Origin of the sequence: Paraliobacillus ryukyuensis (assembly GCF_003315295.1) — a bacterium.
GTDB lineage: Bacteria > Bacillota > Bacilli > Bacillales > Amphibacillaceae > Paraliobacillus > Paraliobacillus ryukyuensis.
Map to the genome: position 1 here is coordinate 1 of NZ_QNRI01000015.1, position 25,138 is coordinate 25,138.

The 25,138-nt window shown below is 36.2% G+C and carries 39 protein-coding genes and 2 pseudogenes; all 41 read left to right on the forward strand.

What is annotated here, in order from left to right:
- The coding region (locus DES48_RS14745; RefSeq protein ID WP_113870079.1) for an ATP-binding protein at positions 1–576 on the forward strand (576 nt) is incomplete at its 5' end.
- A gap of 14 nt (positions 577–590) precedes the next feature.
- A complete protein-coding gene (locus tag DES48_RS14750; protein WP_113870080.1) occupies positions 591–1,019 on the forward strand; it encodes a hypothetical protein in 429 nt (142 codons plus the stop codon).
- A 24-nt stretch (positions 1,020–1,043) separates the two neighbouring features.
- A complete protein-coding gene (locus DES48_RS14755) occupies positions 1,044–1,430 on the forward strand; it encodes a hypothetical protein (protein ID WP_113870081.1) in 387 nt (128 codons plus the stop codon).
- Between the two features lie 30 nt (positions 1,431–1,460).
- Positions 1,461–1,727: a hypothetical protein gene (locus DES48_RS14760; protein WP_113870082.1), complete on the forward strand. Its 267-nt coding sequence runs from the start codon at positions 1,461–1,463 to the stop codon at positions 1,725–1,727.
- The gene (locus DES48_RS14765) at positions 1,720–2,082 is read left to right on the forward strand and encodes a BC1872 family protein (RefSeq protein ID WP_113870083.1); all 363 of its coding nucleotides are present in this window, start codon (positions 1,720–1,722) and stop codon (positions 2,080–2,082) included. The genes DES48_RS14760 and DES48_RS14765 overlap by 8 nt, the downstream gene beginning before the upstream one ends.
- Positions 2,083–2,186: 104 nt before the next feature.
- Positions 2,187–2,447 (forward strand): hypothetical protein, encoded by a 261-nt coding sequence (locus DES48_RS14770; protein ID WP_113870084.1) that lies wholly within the window; start codon positions 2,187–2,189, stop codon positions 2,445–2,447.
- 41 nt (positions 2,448–2,488) lie between these two features.
- The gene (locus DES48_RS14775) at positions 2,489–2,863 is read left to right on the forward strand and encodes a hypothetical protein (RefSeq protein ID WP_113870085.1); all 375 of its coding nucleotides are present in this window, start codon (positions 2,489–2,491) and stop codon (positions 2,861–2,863) included.
- Positions 2,860–3,504 (forward strand): dUTP diphosphatase, encoded by a 645-nt coding sequence (locus tag DES48_RS14780; protein WP_113870086.1) that lies wholly within the window; start codon positions 2,860–2,862, stop codon positions 3,502–3,504. Before DES48_RS14775 ends, DES48_RS14780 begins: the two co-directional genes overlap by 4 nt.
- 12 nt (positions 3,505–3,516) lie before the next feature.
- Positions 3,517–3,693, forward strand: coding sequence for a hypothetical protein (locus DES48_RS16000; protein ID WP_170126236.1), 177 nt, complete (start codon positions 3,517–3,519; stop codon positions 3,691–3,693).
- On the forward strand, positions 3,690–4,115 hold the full coding sequence (locus tag DES48_RS14785) for a RusA family crossover junction endodeoxyribonuclease (RefSeq protein ID WP_113870087.1): 426 nt from the start codon (positions 3,690–3,692) through the stop codon (positions 4,113–4,115). The genes DES48_RS16000 and DES48_RS14785 overlap by 4 nt, the downstream gene beginning before the upstream one ends.
- Positions 4,115–4,369, forward strand: a complete 255-nt coding sequence (locus DES48_RS14790; protein ID WP_113870088.1) for a hypothetical protein — start codon at positions 4,115–4,117, stop codon at positions 4,367–4,369. Before DES48_RS14785 ends, DES48_RS14790 begins: the two co-directional genes overlap by 1 nt.
- A 12-nt stretch (positions 4,370–4,381) precedes the next feature.
- On the forward strand, positions 4,382–4,528 hold the full coding sequence (locus DES48_RS16005; protein ID WP_170126237.1) for a hypothetical protein: 147 nt from the start codon (positions 4,382–4,384) through the stop codon (positions 4,526–4,528).
- A complete protein-coding gene (locus DES48_RS16010) occupies positions 4,528–4,680 on the forward strand; it encodes a hypothetical protein (protein ID WP_170126238.1) in 153 nt (50 codons plus the stop codon). The genes DES48_RS16005 and DES48_RS16010 overlap by 1 nt, the downstream gene beginning before the upstream one ends.
- A gap of 11 nt (positions 4,681–4,691) precedes the next feature.
- Positions 4,692–4,865, forward strand: a complete 174-nt coding sequence (locus tag DES48_RS16015) for a hypothetical protein (protein WP_170126239.1) — start codon at positions 4,692–4,694, stop codon at positions 4,863–4,865.
- 39 nt (positions 4,866–4,904) lie between these two features.
- A complete protein-coding gene (locus tag DES48_RS14795; RefSeq protein WP_113870089.1) occupies positions 4,905–5,135 on the forward strand; it encodes a hypothetical protein in 231 nt (76 codons plus the stop codon).
- A gap of 82 nt (positions 5,136–5,217) precedes the next feature.
- Positions 5,218–5,466, forward strand: coding sequence for a hypothetical protein (locus DES48_RS14800; RefSeq protein WP_113870090.1), 249 nt, complete (start codon positions 5,218–5,220; stop codon positions 5,464–5,466).
- Positions 5,459–5,944 (forward strand): sigma-70 family RNA polymerase sigma factor, encoded by a 486-nt coding sequence (locus tag DES48_RS14805; RefSeq protein ID WP_170126240.1) that lies wholly within the window; start codon positions 5,459–5,461, stop codon positions 5,942–5,944. The genes DES48_RS14800 and DES48_RS14805 overlap by 8 nt, the downstream gene beginning before the upstream one ends.
- 183 nt (positions 5,945–6,127) lie before the next feature.
- Positions 6,128–6,424 (forward strand): HNH endonuclease, encoded by a 297-nt coding sequence (locus DES48_RS14810; RefSeq protein ID WP_113870111.1) that lies wholly within the window; start codon positions 6,128–6,130, stop codon positions 6,422–6,424.
- On the forward strand, positions 6,425–6,652 hold the full coding sequence (locus DES48_RS14815) for a hypothetical protein (RefSeq protein WP_245911489.1): 228 nt from the start codon (positions 6,425–6,427) through the stop codon (positions 6,650–6,652).
- A 111-nt stretch (positions 6,653–6,763) separates the two neighbouring features.
- Positions 6,764–7,123: a hypothetical protein gene (locus DES48_RS14820; protein ID WP_113870092.1), complete on the forward strand. Its 360-nt coding sequence runs from the start codon at positions 6,764–6,766 to the stop codon at positions 7,121–7,123.
- Entirely contained in the window at positions 7,096–8,784 is a 1,689-nt protein-coding gene (locus DES48_RS14825; RefSeq protein ID WP_425451898.1) for a terminase large subunit, read from the forward strand. Before DES48_RS14820 ends, DES48_RS14825 begins: the two co-directional genes overlap by 28 nt.
- 22 nt (positions 8,785–8,806) lie before the next feature.
- Positions 8,807–10,024 (forward strand): phage portal protein, encoded by a 1,218-nt coding sequence (locus DES48_RS14830; protein ID WP_245911490.1) that lies wholly within the window; start codon positions 8,807–8,809, stop codon positions 10,022–10,024.
- On the forward strand, positions 9,981–10,565 hold the full coding sequence (locus DES48_RS14835) for an HK97 family phage prohead protease (protein ID WP_113870094.1): 585 nt from the start codon (positions 9,981–9,983) through the stop codon (positions 10,563–10,565). The genes DES48_RS14830 and DES48_RS14835 overlap by 44 nt, the downstream gene beginning before the upstream one ends.
- Positions 10,566–10,579: 14 nt before the next feature.
- A complete protein-coding gene (locus DES48_RS14840) occupies positions 10,580–11,860 on the forward strand; it encodes a phage major capsid protein (protein ID WP_113870095.1) in 1,281 nt (426 codons plus the stop codon).
- A gap of 12 nt (positions 11,861–11,872) precedes the next feature.
- Entirely contained in the window at positions 11,873–12,136 is a 264-nt protein-coding gene (locus DES48_RS14845; RefSeq protein WP_113870096.1) for a hypothetical protein, read from the forward strand.
- The gene (locus tag DES48_RS14850; protein WP_113870097.1) at positions 12,136–12,438 is read left to right on the forward strand and encodes a head-tail connector protein; all 303 of its coding nucleotides are present in this window, start codon (positions 12,136–12,138) and stop codon (positions 12,436–12,438) included. The genes DES48_RS14845 and DES48_RS14850 overlap by 1 nt, the downstream gene beginning before the upstream one ends.
- Entirely contained in the window at positions 12,428–12,727 is a 300-nt protein-coding gene (locus tag DES48_RS14855) for a phage head closure protein (RefSeq protein WP_170126241.1), read from the forward strand. The genes DES48_RS14850 and DES48_RS14855 overlap by 11 nt, the downstream gene beginning before the upstream one ends.
- Positions 12,724–13,071, forward strand: coding sequence for an HK97 gp10 family phage protein (locus DES48_RS14860; protein ID WP_113870099.1), 348 nt, complete (start codon positions 12,724–12,726; stop codon positions 13,069–13,071). Before DES48_RS14855 ends, DES48_RS14860 begins: the two co-directional genes overlap by 4 nt.
- Positions 13,068–13,400, forward strand: a complete 333-nt coding sequence (locus DES48_RS14865; protein ID WP_113870100.1) for a hypothetical protein — start codon at positions 13,068–13,070, stop codon at positions 13,398–13,400. The genes DES48_RS14860 and DES48_RS14865 overlap by 4 nt, the downstream gene beginning before the upstream one ends.
- A 1-nt stretch (position 13,401) precedes the next feature.
- Positions 13,402–13,986 (forward strand): annotated as a pseudogene (locus tag DES48_RS14870) (major tail protein); the annotation flags it as partial.
- 3 nt (positions 13,987–13,989) lie between these two features.
- Positions 13,990–14,223, forward strand: a pseudogene (locus DES48_RS16315) (Ig-like domain-containing protein); the annotation flags it as partial.
- A gap of 10 nt (positions 14,224–14,233) precedes the next feature.
- Entirely contained in the window at positions 14,234–14,599 is a 366-nt protein-coding gene (locus DES48_RS14875; protein ID WP_113870102.1) for a hypothetical protein, read from the forward strand.
- A 247-nt stretch (positions 14,600–14,846) separates the two neighbouring features.
- Positions 14,847–15,101 carry a YqaE/Pmp3 family membrane protein gene (locus tag DES48_RS14880; RefSeq protein ID WP_113870103.1) on the forward strand — a complete coding sequence of 85 codons (255 nt, stop codon included), beginning with the start codon at positions 14,847–14,849 and terminating at the stop codon, positions 15,099–15,101.
- A 41-nt stretch (positions 15,102–15,142) separates the two neighbouring features.
- Complete coding sequence (locus tag DES48_RS14885) at positions 15,143–17,659, forward strand: phage tail tape measure protein (protein ID WP_113870104.1); 2,517 nt, start codon at positions 15,143–15,145, stop codon at positions 17,657–17,659.
- 10 nt (positions 17,660–17,669) lie between these two features.
- Complete coding sequence (locus DES48_RS14890; protein WP_113870105.1) at positions 17,670–18,506, forward strand: phage tail domain-containing protein; 837 nt, start codon at positions 17,670–17,672, stop codon at positions 18,504–18,506.
- Between the two features lie 12 nt (positions 18,507–18,518).
- Positions 18,519–20,216, forward strand: a complete 1,698-nt coding sequence (locus DES48_RS14895) for a hypothetical protein (protein ID WP_113870106.1) — start codon at positions 18,519–18,521, stop codon at positions 20,214–20,216.
- A gap of 66 nt (positions 20,217–20,282) precedes the next feature.
- Positions 20,283–21,650 (forward strand): hypothetical protein, encoded by a 1,368-nt coding sequence (locus tag DES48_RS14900; protein ID WP_113870107.1) that lies wholly within the window; start codon positions 20,283–20,285, stop codon positions 21,648–21,650.
- Positions 21,651–21,679: 29 nt separating this feature from the next.
- The gene (locus DES48_RS14905) at positions 21,680–23,890 is read left to right on the forward strand and encodes a phage tail protein (RefSeq protein WP_113870108.1); all 2,211 of its coding nucleotides are present in this window, start codon (positions 21,680–21,682) and stop codon (positions 23,888–23,890) included.
- 4 nt (positions 23,891–23,894) lie between these two features.
- On the forward strand, positions 23,895–24,296 hold the full coding sequence (locus DES48_RS14910) for a hypothetical protein (protein WP_113870109.1): 402 nt from the start codon (positions 23,895–23,897) through the stop codon (positions 24,294–24,296).
- A gap of 249 nt (positions 24,297–24,545) precedes the next feature.
- Positions 24,546–24,971: a phage holin family protein gene (locus DES48_RS14915; RefSeq protein WP_425451899.1), complete on the forward strand. Its 426-nt coding sequence runs from the start codon at positions 24,546–24,548 to the stop codon at positions 24,969–24,971.
- A 15-nt stretch (positions 24,972–24,986) separates the two neighbouring features.
- Positions 24,987–25,138: phage holin (locus DES48_RS14920; protein WP_245911492.1), on the forward strand; the 152-nt coding region annotated here is incomplete at its 3' end.

Consider the following 25,138-nt stretch of genomic DNA (forward strand, 5'->3'; position numbering starts at 1 on the left):
TTAAGGCTAGAAAAAATGCTTAAACACTTCGATGGTCATAGTCTGTTAAATAAATCATTGGTCAATGCAACATTTGAAAGCTATGAACCTACTAATCAAGATCAGCACAACGCTAAACAAATAGCTACTGAATATGCCAATAACTTTAATGGTGTTGGAAACCTACTTTTCAGTGGTACTTACGGAACAGGAAAAAGTCATTTATCTGTATCAATCACTAAAGCATTGATGGAAAAAGGTAAAACGTGCGTGTTTATTAGTTTTCCGAAATTGCTAACCAAGATTAAAGACACCTACAACAATGAAGGTCCTACTGAAGATCAGTTAATGGCTGCTATGAAAAATGTGGACTTGCTAGTGATTGATGATATTGGAGCAGAACAAAGAACGCAATGGACTACCGCAAAGCTTTTTGAAATTATTGATGATCGAGCAGGAAAAGCGACGATTTACACAACTAATTTAAACAGCAAGGAATTATCAGATTGGGTTGGAGAACGTAACTTCTCGCGGATTATGGAGAACACACAACCGATCAAATTAAACGGTAACGACTACCGCAGGAAACAATTTTAGGAGGATGGATAAAAATGAAAGTTGTAATCAATAAAAAATTCGGAGGTTTTTATTTATCCGGAAAAGCAATCGAATTCTATGCGAAGCTAAAAGGGATAGAAAATTTATATCACTACGTACAAGATTTTACAACAGAACTAGCCTCAAAAAAGACAGCTAATGAAGTAGATGATAATAATGTGATATTTGCTTATACAACTACTAAAGACTTTGGTGATGAGGTTGTCACTAGCCATCAAAGCCCACTCTTTGACCATTTATATTCACCGGAAATTGAACGTAACGACGAAGACTTGGTTAAAGTTATCGAAGAATTAGGGGAGAAAGCAAACACAAGGGTTTCATCATTAAAAATAGTAGAGATTCCAGATGATGTTGAGTACGTAATTGAGGATTACGACGGAGCGGAATGGATTGCAGAAAAGCATAGAACGTGGAGTTAATTAAACAATTTTAGGAGGATGGATATGAATATCACATTATGGAATGCCAAAGTAAATACAAAGGATATGACGGAGGAACAGGCGAGAAATAATTTTGATGGTGATGCATCACCAGAAGAGATTACCCGATTTAAAAAGGCGATGCAGTCTGTAGATGGACTAGAAGTTGTCGTAACAGAAAGTTTTACAGGCTATGGTGATGGATATGTACTTCTTAGTTGGAAACAGGAAGATGATGACAAGTGGAGAGAATTCATTTGGGAAATGGAACAAGACCCTTTCTTTGGCGCTTATTGTGATGATCGGGAAGGATTCTTGGAAGTATGGAACGCAGGAGAATATGAACCACCAGGATCAATGACATTTGAATCTGATTACTTAACAATAATGAGCGAATTAAAACGAAAATAGGCAATTTAAAGACTTTTAGGAGGGGTAAGGATGGAAGAATTAAAAGGAATTATTAGTACGTGGAAAACGATTCTATCAGAAGGAAATTACCCAGATATTATGCCGGAGGAATTAGTGATGATCGAACAACTTATCGATCGTGTAGAATATCTCGAAAATAAGAATCAAGATCTCAATAAAGAAATCGGATTATATGCAGGTAAGTTTGGAGAGTTAGCGCATTCAATCGGGGTTAATATTGCTGATATGAAAATATTAGCAACTAGAATGTGTAAGCCGGAGGGATTAGATGAATAGAGAAATAGATCGGTTGGTTGCGGAGAAGATATTTAATCATGAAGTTGTAATGTGGAATGACCATTACCCGAACAACAAGAGAAAAGAAGATAAGCCAATGATATTGTTGAATGAAGATGGACATACAAGAAGAATACCAAACTATTCAACACGAATAGAAGATGCTTGGTCGGTTGTAGAGAAGTTAACAGATTGGGATAGAAAATCACTTGTTTGGAAAGAAGAGAGAAAATCATGGATGTTCAACTTAGGAAAATTAACTTATAAACGATGTTACGGAGATGGAAAAACACCATCATTAGCGATTTGTGACGCAGCATTAAAAACAGTAGGGATTGATATAGAAAATGAATAGCATGATCTACTTCCCACCACGACCAAACGGCGATACACGTTCAGTATTTGAAAAGTATCCAGAACTATGCAGGAGAATGGGATTTGTGAAGGAGGTTGAATCTGTTGAACACAAGAAGCACACATGTACCGTTTCTTGAAGCAAACGGAGAGCCGGTTGATTATTACCTTGAAGATTTAGAACTAGCTTCCATTAGAAGTCATACAAAGATGATCGTAAAAATGTGGGAGAGCGGAAAAGATGAATTTGAAATCGCCGAAAGAATGAATCGTGATCCAGACGAGATATTTATTTGTCTATTTGATCAAGCTAGAAAGAGAAAGCTAAAACGACCTTACCTATATCGACGAAAAAGGACGGGGTGAATCTATGAAGCCTAGCACAAAATATTTTTAGGAGTGGTGGAATGACGGATCAAGAACGAATCAAGAATATCATCGCAACAGCAAAGCGTGAAGTCAGAATTACAAAAACTAAAAGTGCTAATTTTTTACCGCATGTATTAATGCCTGTTAATCATGTTGAGTGTTTTATACAGCAAGCAGAAGAAAAGCAGAAGTTAGATAAACACGAGAAAAACAATTTGAAGCATATTAAACAATTGGGTGAAGATCTTACAGAGAAGTATCGCGCTGTAGAAGAATTAGAACAACAAAACAAGCGGTATGAGGAAGCTATCGATAAAATTGCGGAATGCGTGCTTGAACACCTTTCAAACGGAACTGAAATAAACCCATATAAAATAGGCGATATTTTCGATGATTTGGAGGATAAACAATGAACTGGGAACAATTATTCAAAGCACAAGCTGAATTAGATAATCACATCATCGAAGAAAAAGGATTACAAGGACAGGATTTGCTAGATAAAAAGATTCTTGCTTTGCAAGTAGAGTTAGGAGAATTGGCGAATGAGTGGCGAGGGTTTAAGTTTTGGAAAGTGGCTCCGAAGCCAAACGTTGAGGAAGAAGTAAAATGCACATATTGTGATGGTACTGGCGACTTAAATCATGATGCAATTCAAGAAGATGCCGAAAATGATAGAAAAAAGCACGAATACATTGATTGTGATGAATGTGATTGTTCCGGTGTGAGTGGAGTTAGAAACCCATTACTAGAAGAATACGTAGACTGCTTACACTTTATTTTGAGTATTGGTAATGATTTAGAAGTGCAAAAAGTAATTGAAATTGATATTACAGATATAAGAACAACTGTTGATATAAACGGCGGAATATTATCTGGATTCAAAATATTATATGGTTTATCTAGCCTTGACTGGTTGGATGAATATGATTGGTTAGAACTGGCCGAATATTTCAACGGTTTAGGAGCAATGCTAGGCTTCACAGAAGAACAAATAGAAGAAGCTTACTTCTCTAAAAACAAAATAAATCATGAACGACAAGAGAATGCGTATTAGGAGGGAATATTGATGACATCAAACACAGCAAACAAGAATTACAAGCTAGAATACGAAAATAGCAATCTAAGACAAGAAATTCAGAGACGAGATAAAAAAGAGCGTATTTATCAGCTTTTGATTACAGGTATATCGTTTCTCGGTGCATTATCAGCTATTGCGTTTATCGTGTCGGTGGTTGTTAGATGATTAAATTTACAATACCCGGGGAGCCTGTGGCGCAGGGAAGACCCCGGGCAGGAAAAACAAAATACGGTAAAACCGTACTATATGATCCTAGCAAAAGTAAAAACTATAAACAATACATTAAGTTAGTTGCTAGCCAACATGTACCTGTGAAGCAAATAGAAGGGCAAATAAGCATGCGTTTAAAGATTTATAGACAAATACCTAAAAGCATGACGAAAAAGCTTAGAAAGGCATCTATTGACGAAATACACAGACCGACGACAAAGCCAGATTGTTCAAACATAGCAAAAGGGATTGAAGATGCATTGAACGGTATGATTTACAAAGATGATAGTCAGATAGTCGATTTACGTGTATCGAAGTATTATAGCGAGAATCCGAGGGTTGAAGTGGAAATTAAGGTATTGGAGGGTGTTAAGTGATGGGAGGATTCATAGCAAAGCAACCAAATGGACTGTATTGCAGATTTTCAACCATTGTTGATTGTCCAACACATTACAACATGACGAGAGAATCATACTTAAATAATGCTACTGGCAACGTTAAGAGCAGAGAAGATGGTGAAGAAATATTAAGGGATTGGATACGACCATTCGATGAAGTATTGGAAAGATTTCAACCACACAACATGACGCAAGAGGAATTCGATAAGATTCTATGGAAAATGAGTGTTTAGGAGGGGTGTGAAGTGATACGCAGAACCACAGAACACAAAGCAGTTAATACCGAACGTGATCAGTTAATCGTATTTACCGTATATGAGCAAGGTACTAAAAAAGAACAGATTAAGCAGGAAAATATATTTACGAAGAAGCATGGGAAGGTGGTTTTTTGATGACAGTCGCATTTCAGATCATTCTAATAATTTTTATTGTTATATCGTTTTTAGGTGCTTTGGCAGAGAGGAACAAAGAATTGAGCAATAAAATGTTGGCTATGTTTTTAGCAAGTTTAGCGGGGTTTATTGTTACTTTATTTTACTTCTAGGGGGAATGAACATGAAGGCTAGTGTTGATTTGAGCGAGGATGGCTTACTTATTATCAAAAACGGACAAGTTACTAGAGTTGAACCAAAACAACATGGACAAGACACGATTATTTGGAAGAATGGACAAGTGCTTGATGTTGAACGTAACGATCGAATACGGGTAGATGGGCAAGAAGTAATTTAAAAAATTATAGATTATAAGAATTAAGGAGGTCTTATGAAAATGTCTAACAGTATTACTCCGAATTACGATGATTTGATGAATATATCAGAAGATGAATTAGCTGAAACGCTGTCCGATTTAAATAATGCTTCACTTAGAAAATTAGTTAAAGAAATAATCAAAGCAATTGATGATTATCGAGCTTATTGTCACCATCTCGAACACAAAAACCAGTTACTTTACGGAAGGTTAAACAACATTGTTGCTTTAGCAGAAAAGGAAATTAAATAAGTCCTTACGGAAAAACCGACGGACACAGATAGCTTAACAGGCTGTTTGTGTCCTTTTTATTACTAACTAGGGGGTAATGGTTATGAGGTTTGAAACGAGAGATTACTATCCATATTTGGGGCAAAATTTGAGTATTGAGGAAATGGAAGAACGGATTATCGCCGATACGAAACAAGCGAAAGCATTAAGAAACAGTGATTTTGATAGATTTGCATTTAAGATGATACTTAGTCCAGATCGAAAAGACAAGATGAAGTTGCCGCCAAAGCCAGTGAAAAAGAGCAGATATGCACAACAACTTTTTGAGATTGGGGCTGGTTGGAATGAATAATTGGGCAGATATATTAATCTTACAGTATGAAGATGGACGTAAAGTCTTAAAAGGTATGAGCAATGAACTAGGTAATTCCGATTTAGACAACAGCGATAAAACTCACATCAATAGTATGCTCTCTGAAATGTCTTTTGTAATTGATTGGTTAAAGAGCGGTAAGGAGCCGGGGAAGATAAGAGGGATTGAAAAGAACTCAATCTATCAAGTTAATTCTATGGATGATATGGATCTGTTTCCGTCGTTGCAGATTAAACCGACAGAAAGAGAACTGACAGAAGATGAAAAACAACTGGTTTATGATGCGTTAAGAGATTTATCGCCAAGAGAAAGACAGGCGTTTATATTTCGAGAAGCGTACTTATGGAGTTATAAAGATATATCAAACGAGTTAGGTGTTGCGATCAGCACAGTACAAAGTTATTTAGAAAGAGCGAAAGAAAAATTATCTTGCCGTAAAAATGCCATAACAGCGTAGTTTTTATGAAAGGGAAAGGGATATAAACCACACTACATGTTGCATAGTTAGTAAGACCTTCGGTCTTTAAAATATAGAGGCACTCTTACGAGTGTCTTTTTTCGTTCTATGATTACAGAGCGCAAATGATTAGGATTAAGTTCCTGCTCTGTGATGATGGAGTGAACAGAGAAGGTGATAATCATAGCTAAAGAATACGCTAAACGTTTTTATAAATCCAAAGCATGGCAACAATGCAGAGCATCATATATACGATCTAAGTTTGGTTTGTGCGAGCGATGTTCTAAGACAGGGAAAATTGTGCATCACATCAAGTACATTACACCGCAGAATATTAACAATCCAGATATAACATTAAACCACAGTAATTTAGAATTGCTTTGCCAAGACTGCCACAACGAAGAACACCATTACAAGTATAGTCCTACAAGAAAGGGATTTGCGTTTGATAGTGATGGTAATTTGATTAAGGTGGGGTGAATGAATATAATGGCTAGTCCAATCAGAACAAAAGAACAATTAAACAAGAGACTTGATAAGGTTAGAAGCTTAGCTGATGAAGGTGATGACGAAAAAGCACACGTTGAACAAGATAAGTTATTGCGTGATGTATTGGTGGGAATTACGAGTGGTGCTAATGATCCTGTTTATTTATCCGGTAAATCGTTAGAAGTATTCAACATTGAGTTTAGTAGATGGTACTCATAGCCCCCCAAAAAAATAATTATGGGTGGTTATAAGGAGACCGAGGAGTAGAGTTTCGTGTAATACGCAGGTCATTTTCGCAAGACCCCCACCCCAAAAAGAGAGGTGATATTTATGCCGAGAAAGAAACTTTCGGAAAAAGATAAACGGATTAATAAAGAGATCGAAAGACTTAAACGCATATTAGAAGATTTATCCCAAGATAAACAAGACATTGCAGAAGGTTTGATCAATGAAGCTGCATTCATGCGTGTTACGTTAGAAGATTTGAAAAAAGACATCAACGAGAATGGCGCAATTGACGAAATGCCACAAGGCGATTACTCGATCATGCGTGAAAGTCCTTCTGTAAAGACGTATAACACGATGATACAACGATATAACACGACCTGTAAGGAACTATTTAATTTATTACCTAAAGAAGTTCCTGTTGAGGAAGATGACGGATTCGACAAGTTTGTGAATACACGATGAATCCAATTAAAAAATATTGGCAGGAAATCAGTAAAGGGAATATCGTTGTTAACGACAAAATAAAACGTGTTTATAAAAAGCTAGTCAATGATCTAGAAAATAACGAATCCATTTATGAATATTCAGAAGAAAGAGCAAATCATGCGATAGATTTTATCGAGAAGTTCTGTAAACATTCGAAAGGTAAATTGGGTGGTAAACCATTCAAGTTGGAGTTGTGGCAAAAAGCTATGACTGCAGCTTTATTTGGTTTCGTTCATAAAACGGAAGGAACAAGAAAGTACCGCGAATTTATTCTTATTGTTGCTCGAAAAAATGGTAAGTCTGCTTGGGGTTCGGCTGTTGCTTTATATATGTTAATGGCTGATGGAGAACCTGGTCCCGAGGTGGTTAGTGCTGCTACCAAAAAAGATCAAGCTAAGATTGTGTGGCTAGAATCGAAAAGAATGGTGAAAAAATCACCAATCTTACGTAAGAGAATACGTTCTTTGGTTGCTGAATTACTTTCAGATTTTAACGACGGATCATTCAGACCATTGTCGAGCGATTCTAACACACTAGATGGATTAAACGTACATTGCTCGCTTATTGATGAATTACATGCTATTGAGGACAAGAACTTATATGATGTAATTGTCGATGGGATGACCGCAAGGGAACAACCATTATCCATTATCACAACGACAGCAGGAACAGTTAGAGAAGGTATATTCGATCTCAAGTATGATGAAGCTGAAAAGATCATTAATGGTTACAATGATCCAAACGGTTACAAAGACGAAAATGTTCTTCCAATCATCTATGAATTAGATAAAAGAGAAGAATGGGTTGATCCAGAATCTTGGCAAAAAGCTAATCCTGGTCTTGGCACAATCAAAAATAAAGGTGAATTAGAAAGAAAAGTAAATAAAGCAAAAGCGAATCCTTTGTTGGTTAAGAACTTACTGACAAAGGATTTTAATATACGTGAAACTACTTCAGAAGCATGGCTAACGTTTGAACAATTAGACAATCAAAGCAATTTCAATATAGGTGAATTAAAACCACGTTATGGAATAGGGGGTGTCGATTTATCACAAACAACTGACTTAACCGCAGCTTGTGTATTATTCCAAGTACCGAACGATGAAACGGTTTATTTTAAACACATGTATTGGTTGCCGGAAGATTTATTAGAAAAACGAGTTGCAGAAGATAAGGTTCCATACGATTTGTGGAAAGAACAAGATTTATTGCGAACAACACCAGGTAATAAAGTCCATTACAAATTTGTGGTCGATTGGTTTTTGGAAATGCAGCAAGAATACGATATTTTTCTTCCTTGGATTGGTTACGATAGTTGGTCTGCTGTTTATTTTGTTGAAGAAATGCAAAATAATTTCGGAAAAGATGCAATGATACCTGTTATTCAAGGTAAAAAGACATTGTCGGGCCCTATGAAATCACTTGGAGCCGATTTAGAAGCAAAACGTATCAATTACAACAACAATCAAATTACAAAGTGGTGTTTGTCTAACACAAGTGTTGATGTTGATAAAAACGACAACATTCAACCATCAAAAGGGAAACAACAGCGCAGGCGCATTGATGGCACAGCGGCTATGCTGAACGCATATGTCGTGTTCCAGGACAAGAACCAAGATTATATCAATGTAATTTAAGGGGGTGATTCAGATTGGGTTAATGAACTCGGGTCTAGTTAATTGGATGTTTGGGAAAAAAGCTAATACTACTAAAACCGTCACTAATTATAAGTTGATCAATGACTTAGGTGGCGGTTTTTATTCGTGGAACGGTACTGTATACAAAAGCGACATCGTGAGGGCGTGTATAAGACCAAAAGCAAGAGCAATCGGAAAGTTAATGGCTAAGCATATTAGAGATAATCAAAACGGTTTTACAGATAGTCCAGATGCCAATATTAAAATGGTTTTATCAGATCCTAATCCATTAATGAGCGCTCAAATGCTGCAAGAAAAATTAGCTGTTCAGCTTGAATTGAACAACAACGCTTTCGCTTTAATCAAACGTGATGAAAGTACATTGATGCCAACAGAAATATATCCAATTCCTGCAGCGGAAGCGGAAATGTTGGAAGGGCCATTAGGTGATATGTATTTACGTTTTTATTTTGAAGATGGCAACAAAATGGTGGTTCCTTATGTAGATGTTATTCACTTGAGACAGGACTTCAATAAACATAATTTGTTTGGCGATAGTCCACAAGATGCACTAGTTCCTTTAATGGAAGTTGTATCAACGATTGATCAAGGTATGATCAAGGCAATTAAAAATTCGAACGTCATCAGATGGTTGCTTAAATTTAATCAGTCATTGAGACCGGAAGATATAACGGAAGCAACAGAGAGGTTTGTGAGTGATTTCCTATCTTCTGAAAGTAAATCAATAGGGGCGGCTGCGGTAGATGCGAAAGCCGATGCCATTCAAGTTGACCCTAAAACCTATGTACCAAACGAAGAACAAATGAAGAACGTAACAGACAGATTATACGACTTTTTCAATACCAATAAGGCTATTGTTCAAAGTAAATACACAGAAGATGAATGGAATGCGTATTACGAATCGGTTATCGAGCCTGTAGCCATGCAATTAGCAGGAGAATACACACGAAAGATTTTTTCAAGACGTGAGCGAGGGTTCGGAAACAAAATTGTGTTTGAATCTATCAGTCTACAGTACGCATCTATGAGTACCAAGCTAGGACTTGAAAGGATGGTAGATCGTGGAGCAATGACACCAAATGAGTGGAGGAAAATACTTAATCTTTCTCCTATTGAAGGTGGAGAAGTTCCTGTCAGAAGGTTAGATACTGCGCCGGTTGAAGGGGGTGATAACAATGGACAAAACGGAAACGCGGGAAATACTGACGGAGAAAATTGAAATTCGAGAAGATGACGACGGCAATAAAACGTTATCTGGATACGCGGTGAAATGGCAAAAAAAATCGCATGTATTAGGCTTCTTTCGTAAATTTAGAGAACAATTTCAAATGGGTGCATTCGCTGAATCATTGCAAGATGATGATCAGCGTTTTTTATGGTCTCATGACACGACACAAGTGTTAGGTAGAACCAAAAACAATACGTTACGTTTGATGGAAGATGCAACAGGATTGCGGTTTGAATTGGATTTACCAGATACCACATTAGGTAGAGACACTTATACATCTATCAAACGTGGTGATGTTGATGGTGTAAGTTTTGGTTTTAAAATGATCAGCCATGATTTAGAAGAACCAGACGATGATTTACCATTGCGAACCGTAACCAAAGCTAAGTTGTTAGAGGTTTCAGCAGTCGCTTTTCCTGCTTATCCAGACAGCGAGGTTAGCGCTAGAGGTTATGACCCTTTGAAGCAACACGAAGAACAAAGAGAACACGAAGAAAGACGAAAAAAACTAATATTACAAACTTTAATTTAAAGGAGATTGATAACATGAATAAATCAAAACAGTTGTTAAAAGCAGTTCAGAGAAAACAAGAAAACCAAAACTTATTACGTTTAAACATTCAGCATTTCGCTGAAAAAGGTCGCTTAGAAGTGATTAAAGAAAGAAAATCTGAAATTCGCTCTATTTTAGAAGATGATGATAAAGCGGCAAAAGCAAATCTTGAAGAATTAGACCAAGAACTGCGTGATCTTAACGGTGAACAGAAAGATATTGAAACGCGTCAACGTTTATTGAATGAAACGAAAGAGATCGAAGAAGGTAATACACAAACACGATCTATTGAAACGTTTAATGCACAGCCAAAAAATGAAAATCGCGAAGCTGGTACTGATTCCATCGAATACCGTAAAGCATTTATGAATCACGTTGTCCGCGGTGAAGCTATTCCTGCTGAATTGCGCGCAGATGAAATCACTTATACAACCGATGTTGGTTCTGTTATTCCAGAGACAGTATTAAACCGTATTGTTGAAAAATTAGAAGCAACAGGAATGATTTTACCACTTGTAACGCGTACATCATACCGAGGTGGTTTAACTATTCCAACTTCTAGTGTTAAACCAACTGCCACTTGGGTTGCGGAAGGTGCAGGAAGTGATAAACAGAAGAAAACTACAGGAAGTATTACATTCGCATACCACAAATTACGTTGCGCGGTTGCTATGTCCCTTGAAGTTGACACTATGGCTCTGTCTGCTTTTGAATCTACGTTCGTACAAAACGTTGTAGAAGCAATGACGAAAGCTATTGAACAATCTATTGTTAGTGGTGATGGGGTTGGTAAACCTACTGGTATTTTGAACGAAACACCTGCAACAGACCAAGCGTTAGACGTATCTGCTATATCTTATCAGACGTTAGTTGATGCAGAATCAGCGTTACCACTTGAATATGAATCTGGTGCAGTATGGACTATGACCAAAAAGACTTTCATGTCATTTATCGGTATGACTGATTCACAAGGTCAGCCAATCGCTCGTGTTAATTATGGTATTAATGGTCGACCGGAACGTAGTTTATTAGGACGTCAAGTTGTGCTTTGCAACTATATTGATAGCTTTGCTGATTCGCTTGCAGATGGAACACCTTTCGCTTTCCTATTCAACTACTCTGATTACATCCTAAACACTAACTATCAAATGGGTGTAAAACGTTACGAAGATAATGAAACAGATGATCAAGTAACGAAAGCAGTAATGCTAGTTGACGGTAAAGTAGTAGATAAAAATTCTCTTGTTGTATTAAACAAAGCTACAGCAGTATAAGGAGGTTTTTAGATGCCTAACAAAGTGATTAGAGCATTCTACGACAAAACAGATAACCGTAAACCTTATTCTAAAGGCGATACCTACTCTCATTCCGATGAGGGCAGGATCGCTTTTTTAATTGAAAAAGGTTTTCTAACGGAAAAGAGTAAGCAACCACCCAAAGAAGATAAAAGTGAATATCCAAAACATGTTGGTGGTGGTTATTATGAGTTGCCGAATGGTGACAAGGTGAAAGGGAAAAAAGAAGCTGAAAAGGCTATGGGTGATGAATAATGCCACTATTAGACGAAGTAAAGGCGGCATTAAGATTAACAACTGATGATCCCGGTATTGTTGGTGAAGTCCAGGAGTTAATCGATTCAGCTAAGATTGACTTAATTCAAGCAGGTGTTGATGAAACAATCATAAATCAAACTGAACCTGATGCCATTATTAAACGAGCCATTAAAACCTATGCTAAAGCTAATTTTGGCTATGATAATCCAGAAGCAGATCGTTTCCATGATGCTTACGTCATGTTGAAACAACATCTAAGTCTTTATGGTGATTATAGGAGTGGTACTGATGCGGTATAACGATGTGATTTATCTTATGTCGCAGTCAGTAACTTACGATGAGTATAAAAACCCTATTACAACAACGGAAGAACGCAAGGTTTATGCTAATCAAATGCGTGTGACCACATCAGAGCGATACGAAGCTGCTAATCATGGATTAAAGCCTTCTAAACGTTTTGAGATATACACATTTGAGTATAATGGCCAATCAAAATTAAAACATGAAACTGTCGTTTACAACATCACAGATGTAGACGAACGTGGTGAAAAAATACAGCTAACATGCGAAAAGGATGTTGGTTCATGATTGATTTAAGTAAAGAAATTAGCAATGCATTAACGCAATATACAACAGAAGTGAAAGAAGAACTAGAAGAAGCTAAAAAAGACGTATCTAAAGACGGTGCTAAGACGTTAAAACGGACAAGTCCTAAAGATACAGGTGATTATGCGAAGGGGTGGCGCGCCAAAAAGGTTGGTAGCGCTTGGGTTATATACAACAAGACAAATTACCAGTTAACACATTTACTAGAAGACGGTCACGCTAAACGTGGTGGTGGTCGTGTGAGTGGCCAACCACATATAGCGCCAGTTGAAAAAGATGCTATCAGAGAATTTGAGCATCGAGTAGAAAGGGCGATAAGAGGATGACATTACTAGAGTTTATAAATGTGCTTGAATCTACCGGTCTACCAGTAGCGCATAGCCATTTTGAAAATACCGATGTTAATCCTGCGCCTAATCCACCTTATTTGATTTATCTCGACGATGAAACAAGCAATTTTATTGCAGACAACAAAGTCTATCATTCTGTGAGGAATCCAACTGTAGAACTATACACAAACAAGAAAGATATTGCGGCAGAACAAGCCGTAGAAACAGCATTTAATGATAACGAACTGCCTTTTGAGGTGGTCGGACATGTATATATCGAATCAGAACAAATGTTTCAACTAATTTATTCAATAGGAGTGATTTAGAATGGCGGAAGAAAAAGTACAGTTCGGTTTAAAGAACGTTCACTATGCACCATATACCGTTAATACAGACGGAACTATATCATTTGGTAATCCTAAGCCGATCCCTGGCGGGGTGGAAATGACTAACGAAGCACTAGGAGATCCTATCGTATTTTATGCAGACAATATGAAATATTATCAAGCTGATAATAACCAAGGTTATGAAGGTACGTTGACGATCAGTAGATTACCAGATGCATTTAGACAAGATATTTTAAAAGAGGAATTAGACGGTACGGACAAGGTTATGAGCGAATATGCTGACGTTCAAACACAAGCTTTTGCGTTAATGTTCCAATTTGAGAACGATTCAAAAGCACGCAGACACGTTATGTATAATTGCAATGCACAACGTCCGTCCATTAGCTCATCAACTAAGACAGATTCTACGGAAGTGTCCACCACAGAATTAAGTTATAGCGCTTCTCCTGTCGTGATGAACGGACGCCCAATTGTTAAGACAAGTACAACGTTTGAAACACCAGACGCGGTATACAATGGTTGGTTCCAATCTGTTTACACTAATACACCAGTATCGGTAACAGGCGTTACGTTAGAACCTGCAACGTTCAGCTTAGCGGTTGGTGATTATCAACAATTAGCAACTACTATTGAGCCAATCAATGCAACTAACCAAGATGTAACGTATACAACATCTGATGATACAGTAGCAACCGTTACAAGTGGTGGTCTAGTCGAAGGTATTGCGGCAGGAACAGCCACAATAACCGTAACTACAGAAGATGGAACATTTACAGACACATCCGATGTAACGGTATCGTAGGAGGTATAGCATGGAAAAAACATTAACGATAGATGGTAAACAGGTAACTTTTAAAACAACAGCAGCAACACCATTGCGATATAAAGCACAGTTTGGCCATGATTTTTTTGCTGATTTAACAAAATTAATCCCACTTTCTAAAATTAATTTGAAAGATGTTGACGAAGCAGACACTGAACAAGTGCAAGAATTGTTTCGTTTGATGGATTTTGACTTGTTTTATAACATTCTATGGTCTATGGCTAAGACTGCTGATAAAAGCATTCCAGAACCATTAGAATGGCTTGATCAATTCGAGGAATTTCCGTTGATGGACATTTTCCCTCAAGTACAAGATTTAATTATGAAAAACTTACAAACAACTAAAAAAAAATAAAAAGTAGTGAAGAATCGAGTGGAGAGCCAATCACAACCGATTCTTTTTTATTTATGTGCAAACAGGTTGGCTTGGATTGGGATGACATCGAGTATATGACTGTAGGTATGTGCTTGGATTATATGAACGAATATATCGAACAGAAAGATCCGAAGAAGAAGAAAACGAGAAAAGCTTCCCAAAAAGACTTTGATACATTTTAGTAAATCCTGTATATTGAAACCAAATGATATAGGAGGTATTTTTTATGAGGTTTTGGGCAATCGTTTTCCCACCTGTTGCTGTTTTAATGTGTAAAAAGCCTTTTCAATCGTTCATAGCACTACTATTAACTATATGTGTTTGGGTTCCGGGTATTATTTATGCTTGGGGTATCGTATCAGATTACAAAGCTGACAAAAGAATGATGAAACAAGTTGAATATCAACACGATTTAGAACAAAAAGCCAAGAAAAAAGAAGAAAAGAGAATAGAAAAGCAAGAGAGAAAAGCATCCGAATAGGGTGCTTTTTTAGTACCTTTTTTAAGAAAAGAGGTGAGGCAATGGCCAAAAGGATTCAAGGTATAACGATAGAACTTGATGGAGAAACGCAGGGTCTAGATAGAGCATTGCGTGATGTTAATAAGCGTTCGCGATCACTTAACTCAGAGTTACGTGACGTTGAACGCTTATTAAAATTTGATCCAGGAAATACAGAAGCGTTAGCGCAAAAACAGAGATTACTAGGCGACCAAGTAGAAAATACATCTCAAAAATTAAATCAATTAAGAAACGCTGAAAAACAAGTAGCAAGACAATTTCAAAGCGGAGAAATTGGCGAAGAGCAGTATAGAGCGTTTCAACGTGAGGTTCAATTCACAGAAAGAGAACTACAAAAGTTTAAAAAACAACTTTCTGATGTAGGTAAAACAAAATCAATAAAAAAGTCAGAAAGTGATATGCGTGAGTTAAAACAGGAAACTGATAAGGCGGATAAAGCGGCAAAAGATTTAGGTTCATCTTTTAAAAAGGTTGCAAAACGAGCAAGTGTTTTAGGCGCTGCTGGTTCTGCTGCTATTGGCGGTTTTGTTCAAGGTATGGAAGAATACAATCGTTTAATCGGACGATTGGAAACGAACGCGATCACTAGAGGTTTCGATCCAAAACAAGCAGAAGATTTTGCTAATCAAATAGCTTCTATAACCGGCGAAACTGATTCAGCGGTTGAAACGGTATCGAACTTGTTTGCTACTGATTTGAGTGATAACCAGATAGCACAAGCAATCGAAGAAATTAACGGTGCTGCTATCAAGTTTTCTGATACATTAAAAACAGAAGGTATCGCTGATGGTTTGCAAGAAACCTTGTCAACCGGTTCGGCTGTAGGACAATTTGCTGAATTATTAGAGCGTAGTAATGTAGATTTAGATACATTTAATGCAGGTTTAGCGCAAGCACAAGCAAATGGAACCGCAACAAACTACGCTATGCAACAGTTATCTAGTTTGGGCTTGCAAGAAACTTTAGATAAATACAAAGAAACTAATCCAGAATTATATGAAAGCATGAAGGCTCAGCAAGAATTGACATCTTCATCTGCTGAATTAGCGACAACACTTACACCACTAGTGACTAACGCTAAAGAATTTTTAACTACAATCATTGACTGGGTTAATCAAAATGTGGAACTAATAAAAAGTTTTGATAATGTCGGTGATGGATTACAAGCGTTTTTAGGCAAACTTTTAAGTGATGGAGCTAATATAGTCGGTAATTTAGCTCAAGGTATTATTAAAAACCTTCCGCGTTTGATGGAAATGGGTATGGAAATGCTTGAAAATATTATTCAAGGTATAACGAATAATGTGCCTATGCTATTCGAGACTTGGTCACAATTAATGCAACAACAGGCTTTAAACATACAAACGTTTTTACCCCAATTAATTACTTTGGGTGTAACATTATTACAATCTTTAATTCAAGGATTGATAAGTGCAATACCTTTATTAGTAGAAGGTATATCACAAGTAATAACAAACATGGTAACGGTTATCTTAGAATCGTTACCTATTTTATTGCAACAAGGTATAACGATATTAAACGCGATTATTCAAGGTATTATTAACAACTTACCTTTACTAGCGGAAGCGGTATTAACGCTACTGACTAATTTAGTAACAACAATCACACAAAATTTACCGTTAATCATTCAAGCGGGAATTAGTTTATTAAATTCATTAATAGACGGTATCATTAAGATTTTACCGACATTGATTGATACGGCGATCATGCTTATAGAAAATATTTTGACTGTGTTATTTGATAATTTGCCATTGATTCTCGATGCTGGCGTTAAGCTTTTAGATGCATTAATTGATGGTATCATCGATATGTTGCCAGAGCTAATAAGCGCAGCACTAAGATTAATTATTGAGTTAGTCGGAGAATTAATCGCCAATTTACCTAAGATCATCGCCGCGGGTGTTGATCTTATTTTTGCGTTAATTGAAGGTTTGATTGATGCTATACCAGATATTATTAGCGCTATACCTAAGATCGTAACAGCTATATTTGATGCCTTTGGCGATGTTGATTGGGCGGAAATAGGCATAAATATCATCGAAGGTTTGAAAGATGGACTAACAAGCATGGCAGGAAGTTTAGTTGACAGTGTTAAAGGTGTTGCTTCTGATGCTATTGAAGGAGCAAAAAACTTATTAGGTATACACTCACCATCTCGTGTTTTTAGAGAAATCGGTGAATTTACTGGAGAAGGTCTAGAATTAGGTATTTTATCGATGGGAAGAAATGTTGCCAAAGCCGGTCAAAAATTAGGTGAAATGTCTATACCTAAAATGCCTAAGTATGATTTGAGTTATGAAAATAACAATCAACCAAACGCAAACACTAATGCATCACAAATTAATGTAAATGACAATGAATTACTATCTGTATTGCAAAGCATTGCTAAATATATGCAAAACGGACAAACCACCGTTGTACAAATCGGAGAAGATACCGTAGCTACAGCAGTAAATAATTTTAACGCTGTAGCGGATAAAACAAATTATATGGGTTAGGAGGATGTAAATGTTCAAAGTATACGATAAAAATATGAAATTAAAAACTTTTCCCAGCGGTTTACATCCTCTCGACATCTATATTTCGAAAATAAGAAAAAGAAGGGAAACCACCACCGTTGAAGGAAAAAATGGATTTATCACAAACGGAGTAGAAGATGATTATCGTAATATCGAATTGGAAGTTCTTTTAATATCTGATGATAGTAAAGATTATAGATTATTGAGAGATGAAACGTATGATTTTTTTAATGATGCATACTTTTATGTTGTCGAAAACTACCAACAAGGAAAAAGATATAAAGTAACAGCGTTGGATTTATTTATACCTGAACGAGCTAATTTTAATACTAGTAGTGTTAGATTTAGTGTTGAAAACTATGATTCACCATACGCAGAATCAATCGGAACATCACAAGATATACAAGCTAACGGAATTGATTCGAATGAGGAAATATGGGGTTTTGGTATGGGATTATCGTCCGAAGAAGGAGCAGAAACATACACACATACCGGTACAACATTCAGTATATATAATCCTAGCAACATTGATGTCCTACATCCGTTCGAGCAAGAATTAAAAATAACAATAGATAACGTGATCGGTTCTACCTCCTATCTGCAACTAGAAAACACAACAACAGGAGACGCTTTTCGCGTTAATGAAGCGGTAAATAATAGTCAAGTTATTGCTTTAGATGGTCCCGCCATCACAAGCAACAGCTTAGCTTTTTTGCGCAAGACAAACAAACAGTACATTACGTTGGTTCCCGGTTGGAACGAATTTGTTGTGACAGGCGCAACCAGTGCTAAAGTAGCTTTTGATTTCCGATTTTATTACTTATAAAGGGGTGATTTCATGGTTGTAAACTTAGAAGATTGGGGAACCGATTGGAATAGAGATGAACGAACGAAGCAAAACAACAACTTAGATAAAATTGAAAATAATTTTACTAGTTTACAAAATCAATTGAACAACATGGCTTCTGGTGGTTCTTTGGATGAACTGGCACAAGCTAGAGTAGAAGAAGATGGAACCAATCACGACACATTAAAACAAAGGCTTGATATAGAAAAAAGTGAAACCGTTGCTGATATTGGTGACCTTGATTTATTGGAAACAGATGATAAATCAAATTTGGTAAGAGCGATTAACGAGAATAATTTTGATTTGGAAAACATTGAAAGTGAGTCTGCTTTAATATTTGGTAACAAATACAATGCAGATAACACAAAAACCAATACTAACAACACTCAATTTTCATCAATATTAACAGATGCATATGTTGAAAATAAGACAATAAAAATACCTGCTGGCGTTTATATTTTAGATTCAACCATATCTCAGAGTTTCGGTGGTTCCGATATTCAAATAATCGGTGAAGGAAAATATAACACTATCTTGTTGTGGCGCGGCGGCAATTCTTCCATGCTAGAATTGTTGAACGTAAGAAATGTAAAGTTGAGTAATTTACAAATTTCCGGTTATGATTTCGAGAATGATACTGATGTTTTAACGGAAGGTTCAACAGCCATCACATCACAAGGAAGTATTGAAGCTGTTGACTGCTACTTCACAGGTTTTGATGTGTTGTTTGATTGGGATGGTGGTTATTATCACAAGTTTGTTGATTGCGAATTTAGGTATCTCAAAACAGCGTTTAATCAATTTAACGCTAATAATATAACTTTCTTAAATTGTAAAGTAATGGATGTTGAAAATTTTGTTAATGTGAATGGAGGTAGTGGACCAGTATCTTTTATAGGAGGTTCCATTGAAAAAGTAGTATCGAAGGCTTTCAGCGCAACATCTGGTAACTACGCACATTTATATTTATCTGGAAGCTATTTTGAAAACTATCCATCTTCAACGCCACCAAGCGGAATCACAGGAACTTATAGCGAAGCATTTGTCGCTTATGGTTTTGGTAGCGTAACTCAAATTAGTAATACTATTTTTACCAATGGTTTTAGGCGTTTCGTGCAAGGAACAGAAACGCTAAAGCATGTAACAAGTTTAGGAAACCGCATCGATTATAGCAGCACAACAAGCGATATGGAATATTTTATATATAAACCATCGACCATTGAAACTATTATAGCAAATGATATAGCGTATGATATATTAACACAAAACGGAAGTTATAACATTGAATATATTAATAGCTTTAATGGACTGAATAATAACACAAGTATGATTTACAATCCTTTTACAAAAGAAGAAATCACTTTACCTTTAAATCAATGGGTTTCTATAACATTTGCAAACGGATGGTCTCAAAGCAGTACCCCACAGGCATCGCCGTCTTCGTATAGAATCAATGGTAACGTTGTCGAAATAAAGGGTGTTGTTGATGGTTCGGCTGCAACCGATGATATAATTTTTCAGCTTCCTAGCGGTTTTTATAGGTCGGGGGAAAGTATTAGGCGGGTATCTGGGGATGTATCTACTGGTGACACAGCTATCATACGCATAACACAAACTGGCGCTGTGTTGCTAGAACAAGGTACAACATATCCAACTAGTTTAATTATTGATATGGAATTTAGTGTATAACAGATTGATTAATCTTCTATTTTAGCTTAAAATTGTTATTTAGCATAACAAAATCGGAGGATTAAAATGGAAAAAATATTAAATAAAAAAATCAATATAAAACAAACAATGATCGCTTTTATTTTATTTTTAGGAATATTACCAGCTCCCCTTTTTTTGGGTTTAACACTTCCTTGGCAATATTCACTTCTTCCGATTTTTGTTTTTGTTTTATTATTCGTTCTTTTTGATTGGATAAAAATACCTAAAATAGCTAAATATTTAATAGCTTTATGGATTGCTATAATAGCTGAAATAATATTTTCTGGTGTATTCAGTCCTTTACTTCTGTTAGGTAAATTTAATTTTCCGACAGAATCAGCAAACTACATTGCTAGGTTATTGTATTTTGCGACATTTATAGTTATTTTTTATAAACACAAAATAGATTTAAAACGATTTATGAATACATTTGTTGTGATCTTATTGTTTGGAATGGGAATAGGTGTACTTCAATTTTTAGATTGGTATGGTAGCGGTTTGTTTCGAGAACTATACACGTTTTCTGACAGTCATTTGGAAGTGATGAACAGGAGCGTGGGAGCGTATAAAAGAATTAGTGGTGTCGCTAACTTTGCAACAGCGACTGGTGGGATAGCTGCATTTACGCTCGTATTAGTGTTATCAATGAGGTTGTTTAATAAAAATAACTTTATTTTTACGATGCTCGGAGTAATATTAACGCTTTTCAATGTTGTTACTGCGCAGGCGCGTATGGGATATCTTACTGTGGTTTTTTCATTTGTGATTTTTTATTTTGTTTATAATTATGTGCGTAGAAGTGGAATTGTGTGGTTAAAATCAACATTATTAATATCAACGGTCTTAATCTTAACAGGAATTTTAACTTATTGGCTTTACGAAAGAGGCAACCTTTTTGTTGAACGTGCCGTTTATCGTTGGCAAGCACTTGGTGACGTTATTGGTTCTGGTGGTAATAGAATCGCTCAAATAGAGAGAGCTTTTAGTTTGATGGACACGCCTTGGGAATGGCTATTTGGAATATCTAGAGGTGTGCAACAATCGTTCGATTCTTTATTTATAGAAGTTGAACCAGTTAGTATTTTTATATTATATGGAGGTATCGGATTTACATTAATCTATTCATTAGTTTTATTTCTTCTTGTTTATTTTTGGAAGAATATTAAATTGGTGAAAGGTGATACTATACTGCTAACAATGGTTGTTTCTTCTTTTATCGGTCTGCTTTGCTATGTTTTCTTCTCGGGAGCATATTGGTTCTTTAGAGAAGTTTATGTTGGTATTTTTCCTTGGATTTTTATGGGGGCATCTATTGGTGCTTTGGAAAGATACAAGAAAAATCCAGATAAATTTTCATCAGAAATGATGGAATTTGAACGTAAAAAGAAAAAGTATAAAATAACATGGAAATAATCGTGTTATTTATATAAAGAGGTGTTGCTATGTATGTAATAGATTTGGAGGGGAATGAATACGCTCTTCAATGCACAACTACTTGGCAGGGTGAACTAAACGGAAACCAAGAACTATCAGCAACAATAGAATCTAGCAAGGTTAATAATTTATTTATTGATGATATTGCTGAAATGTGGACTATCGTTGGTCATGATGATGTTGAATATAAAATTATATATTGCAAGAAGCAAGGAAAAGGGAATCGTCTTAACGTACAGGTTAAAGCGATTCCTTTGTTTTTCGATATTTTTTCCGTTCAAAATATCTATGAAGTATATAACCAGTCATTCACTGCAATAAACTTTTTCGATATGGTATTTAGTGGTAGTGGTTATACACCTATTGTGGAAGCAGGATTTTATGCGAAAGATTGGGAAGGTTTAGGCGCGGGAAGCACAAGGCTGTCAATGTTTAAAGATGGCTTGAATCGTTACGGAGCAGAGTTTTATATTGATGGTAAAAACGTTCATATCCAACATCAAATCGGACGTGACACACAATTTCAATACAGGTATAAATTAAATGCTTCTAATATATCGCAAGAAATAGATGCTGCGGCTCTTTACACCTACGCTAAAGGTTACGGTGATTATGATAGCGGAGCAGAAGATTTGGAGAGTAACGCAGGATTAATCAGAGAATATACTTCGCCTTTAGCAAATATTTTAGGTAAACGAGAAGCGCCACCCATTAAAGATGGACGTATTACAACTACGGAAACGATGGACGAGCAACTAAAAACATTGGTGGATGAATCAATCAAAATAAGTGTTACTGCTGATATACACGATTTACGAGAGCAAGGTTATACACTGGCTCAACCGCGATTAGGTGACAGGACGTTTTTAATCGATGAAAGAATCGGCTTGAATGAAGAGGTTAGAGTGGTTGATATGTCTGTTACAAAAGATTGGTCGGGTAAAATCATTGATTTACAATTAACGTTTGGGACAAAATCTATCACAAAACGTTACCAATCTAATTTAAAGCAAGCGGTTAGCAATATACAAAACATATTAGAAGGTAAACAAAAATTACCTTTTACAGCTTTGGATGCAGCTGTTATCCAAGCAACCAATGCGCTATTATCGGCTGAAACGGAATTGATCTTTCAAAACGGTATTATCGCTCGTGATAAAAACGATCCAAATTACCTCGTTTTACTTAACAGTGAAGGTTTGGGTATTTCTGATGATGGAGGAGCCACATTTGGCCAAGCGATTACAGGTAGTGGTATTGTAGCTGATTATATTACAGCAGGTGTATTACGTGGTATTGATATTATTCAAGATGATGGACAAGGGAATAGAATTGAATTGTCTAGTGGTTCTTTCAAATCTTATCAATCTAACGTTATAGTAAATAAACTAGATGATCAGGGTCTTAGTTTTTACCAATCTGATACTGGCGAAGAAACAGGAACGTTAAGAGACGCACAATTAACTTCTGATTCTACTGTTAAAGGTTTTTCGATGAATACACCTAAAGATTTTCTTAGCATTGGATTTGGTTCTGTTGGTTCTACAGCTAATCCTATTTTATTTTCAAGAAAATATAATACTGATGCTGGATATACAGAGTTAAAAGCGACCGAGCAAGGCGGAACAGCCGGTGATTTAATACCTGGTTTTGAAGCAAGAAACTACACTTTAAGCGAAATAAGTTGGAGCAACACTATGATTCAATCTGGGCGAGACAATCGACAACCAGGTGGAAGTGATGAACGTTTCGGAATAGAAGGTTGGCAGTATCGAGGTACTGGTGATGGAGCTAACAAGCAAATGTTTAAATATGATACCAATCAAAACGGCGATACCTACTATGGCTGTTATACCGACCTTGCTTATACACCTAAGAAAAATTACATCGGAACAAATGGATCTAGCTTTTTAAGCGCTGGATTAGATATCCCTTCAAATATCGGAACATTGGATACGAACGGTGTTTTGTATGTGTACAATTGGGATTTTACATTCACGACTGGATCTGCTTATGGTGATTTCTCGTTCAATGGAGCGGAAAAGATATTTGCGGTATTTTTACAGGTTACTGGTGCTTATTCTTCAAACATGGTAGCAGGTGTAGAAAATATAAGTGCAACAGGTTTTCGGGCTTATTTGAAAAACGTAACTGGCAACACAGGAGCAGACAACAGAGACTACACGTTAAATTTGATGGTTGTTTATCAACCGGGGTGATTCAGTGATTAAAAACAAGATTGTGAAAAATAAAAATTATATGGTTGGAATAGATGTAGATACCACGAACAACGAGGTTGCGGTTTCTGATGGCTATATATATAAAGGCGGAGAAAAACACTTTATCGAAGGTATTTATTTTAATTTAGATACCGACAAACAATTTGAGGTAGTTTACGATTTATATATAACGATTAATAGTAACAACGATTTTATCTATGAACTAGAAAAAACGTATCTCGACGAAGGTGCAATGCCTTGTTATACAGGTGATAACAAACTATTTTTGACGTTTGTTTCAGTTAAATTAGGGATTGATGGTTCTTTTTTCGAAGGACATGTTACAAAAATAGTTGATTCGGAGGAGATGGTTGAAAATCAAGAAGATAAGCCCGAAACTAGATGAAAAACCGGAAAAGCAGGAAAGTGTTAATGAAAAATTAGATAGGCTTGAGGAAGAGCTTAAGAAAATGAAAAAACAATTAAATAAAATGGAATAGAACGAGCCTGCGCAGACAGGCTCTCCAGCACCTACTAGGGATGGTGCAGTATTATATGTATTCGACAGGTTAAGTTAGATACCTGTCGTTTTTTATTGAATTAAGTCTTTGTAACTAGGGGGAATCCAATTGAAGGAGAGGTTTATTAAATGGAAATGGGTGGTGTTAACTTGGAGCACATAGAAGCAGCCCGTTTATATTTGTTTGGTGACGTTAAATTTTTGCATTTATTGCTGCTTCTAATGGCTTTAGATGTAATAACAGGTATTTTCAAGGCGTGGAAAAATAAAAAATTGTGGTCAAGACGTAGCCTGTTTGGCTATGCAAGAAAGATATTAGTCTTAGTGGTTATTATCTTAGCAAATGTAGTAGATCAAATATTAATGCTTAATGGCGCAGTCACTTATGCTACTGTGCTTTTTTATATAGCAAATGAAGGCCTGTCTATTATTGAAAATTTAGCTGCGGTAGGTGTATTGGTTCCTCATGGATTAGCTGAAAGGCTGAAAAAGATGGAGGGAGACAGTAAAAGTTTTTCCCAAGAGTTTCAAGAGGAAATCAACAGAAAAGACAATGAATAAAAAGGAGAGATTAATATGAAAATTAACTGGAAAGTACGAGCGAAAAAGAAAACGTTTTGGTTAACTTTAGTTCCTGCTTTATTGTTACTAGCACAAATTGTAACAAGTTGGTTCGGATATAATTTTGCTGCAGATCTTGTTGGAGAAGAAATAACCAGATTTATTAA

Coding starts and splice junctions, on each gene's coding strand:
- DES48_RS16000 (WP_170126236.1), top strand. CDS start 3,517: ATGACATCAAACACAGCAAACAAGAATTACAAGCTAGAATACGAAAAT.
- DES48_RS14805 (WP_170126240.1), top strand. CDS start 5,459: ATGAATAATTGGGCAGATATATTAATCTTACAGTATGAAGATGGACGT.
- DES48_RS14780 (WP_113870086.1), top strand. CDS start 2,860: ATGAACTGGGAACAATTATTCAAAGCACAAGCTGAATTAGATAATCAC.
- DES48_RS14775 (WP_113870085.1), top strand. CDS start 2,489: ATGACGGATCAAGAACGAATCAAGAATATCATCGCAACAGCAAAGCGT.
- DES48_RS14850 (WP_113870097.1), top strand. CDS start 12,136: ATGCCACTATTAGACGAAGTAAAGGCGGCATTAAGATTAACAACTGAT.
- DES48_RS14895 (WP_113870106.1), top strand. CDS start 18,519: ATGGTTGTAAACTTAGAAGATTGGGGAACCGATTGGAATAGAGATGAA.
- DES48_RS14885 (WP_113870104.1), top strand. CDS start 15,143: ATGGCCAAAAGGATTCAAGGTATAACGATAGAACTTGATGGAGAAACG.
- DES48_RS14750 (WP_113870080.1), top strand. CDS start 591: ATGAAAGTTGTAATCAATAAAAAATTCGGAGGTTTTTATTTATCCGGA.
- DES48_RS14855 (WP_170126241.1), top strand. CDS start 12,428: ATGCGGTATAACGATGTGATTTATCTTATGTCGCAGTCAGTAACTTAC.
- DES48_RS14800 (WP_113870090.1), top strand. CDS start 5,218: ATGAGGTTTGAAACGAGAGATTACTATCCATATTTGGGGCAAAATTTG.
- DES48_RS16010 (WP_170126238.1), top strand. CDS start 4,528: ATGACAGTCGCATTTCAGATCATTCTAATAATTTTTATTGTTATATCG.
- DES48_RS14820 (WP_113870092.1), top strand. CDS start 6,764: ATGCCGAGAAAGAAACTTTCGGAAAAAGATAAACGGATTAATAAAGAG.
- DES48_RS14760 (WP_113870082.1), top strand. CDS start 1,461: ATGGAAGAATTAAAAGGAATTATTAGTACGTGGAAAACGATTCTATCA.
- DES48_RS14865 (WP_113870100.1), top strand. CDS start 13,068: ATGACATTACTAGAGTTTATAAATGTGCTTGAATCTACCGGTCTACCA.
- DES48_RS14860 (WP_113870099.1), top strand. CDS start 12,724: ATGATTGATTTAAGTAAAGAAATTAGCAATGCATTAACGCAATATACA.
- DES48_RS14785 (WP_113870087.1), top strand. CDS start 3,690: ATGATTAAATTTACAATACCCGGGGAGCCTGTGGCGCAGGGAAGACCC.
- DES48_RS14845 (WP_113870096.1), top strand. CDS start 11,873: ATGCCTAACAAAGTGATTAGAGCATTCTACGACAAAACAGATAACCGT.
- DES48_RS16015 (WP_170126239.1), top strand. CDS start 4,692: ATGAAGGCTAGTGTTGATTTGAGCGAGGATGGCTTACTTATTATCAAA.
- DES48_RS14835 (WP_113870094.1), top strand. CDS start 9,981: ATGGACAAAACGGAAACGCGGGAAATACTGACGGAGAAAATTGAAATT.
- DES48_RS14790 (WP_113870088.1), top strand. CDS start 4,115: ATGGGAGGATTCATAGCAAAGCAACCAAATGGACTGTATTGCAGATTT.
- DES48_RS14795 (WP_113870089.1), top strand. CDS start 4,905: ATGTCTAACAGTATTACTCCGAATTACGATGATTTGATGAATATATCA.
- DES48_RS14765 (WP_113870083.1), top strand. CDS start 1,720: ATGAATAGAGAAATAGATCGGTTGGTTGCGGAGAAGATATTTAATCAT.
- DES48_RS14875 (WP_113870102.1), top strand. CDS start 14,234: ATGGAAAAAACATTAACGATAGATGGTAAACAGGTAACTTTTAAAACA.
- DES48_RS14755 (WP_113870081.1), top strand. CDS start 1,044: ATGAATATCACATTATGGAATGCCAAAGTAAATACAAAGGATATGACG.
- DES48_RS14830 (WP_245911490.1), top strand. CDS start 8,807: ATGAACTCGGGTCTAGTTAATTGGATGTTTGGGAAAAAAGCTAATACT.
- DES48_RS14815 (WP_245911489.1), top strand. CDS start 6,425: ATGAATATAATGGCTAGTCCAATCAGAACAAAAGAACAATTAAACAAG.
- DES48_RS14840 (WP_113870095.1), top strand. CDS start 10,580: ATGAATAAATCAAAACAGTTGTTAAAAGCAGTTCAGAGAAAACAAGAA.
- DES48_RS14880 (WP_113870103.1), top strand. CDS start 14,847: ATGAGGTTTTGGGCAATCGTTTTCCCACCTGTTGCTGTTTTAATGTGT.
- DES48_RS14900 (WP_113870107.1), top strand. CDS start 20,283: ATGGAAAAAATATTAAATAAAAAAATCAATATAAAACAAACAATGATC.
- DES48_RS14915 (WP_425451899.1), top strand. CDS start 24,546: ATGGGTGGTGTTAACTTGGAGCACATAGAAGCAGCCCGTTTATATTTG.
- DES48_RS14905 (WP_113870108.1), top strand. CDS start 21,680: ATGTATGTAATAGATTTGGAGGGGAATGAATACGCTCTTCAATGCACA.
- DES48_RS14890 (WP_113870105.1), top strand. CDS start 17,670: ATGTTCAAAGTATACGATAAAAATATGAAATTAAAAACTTTTCCCAGC.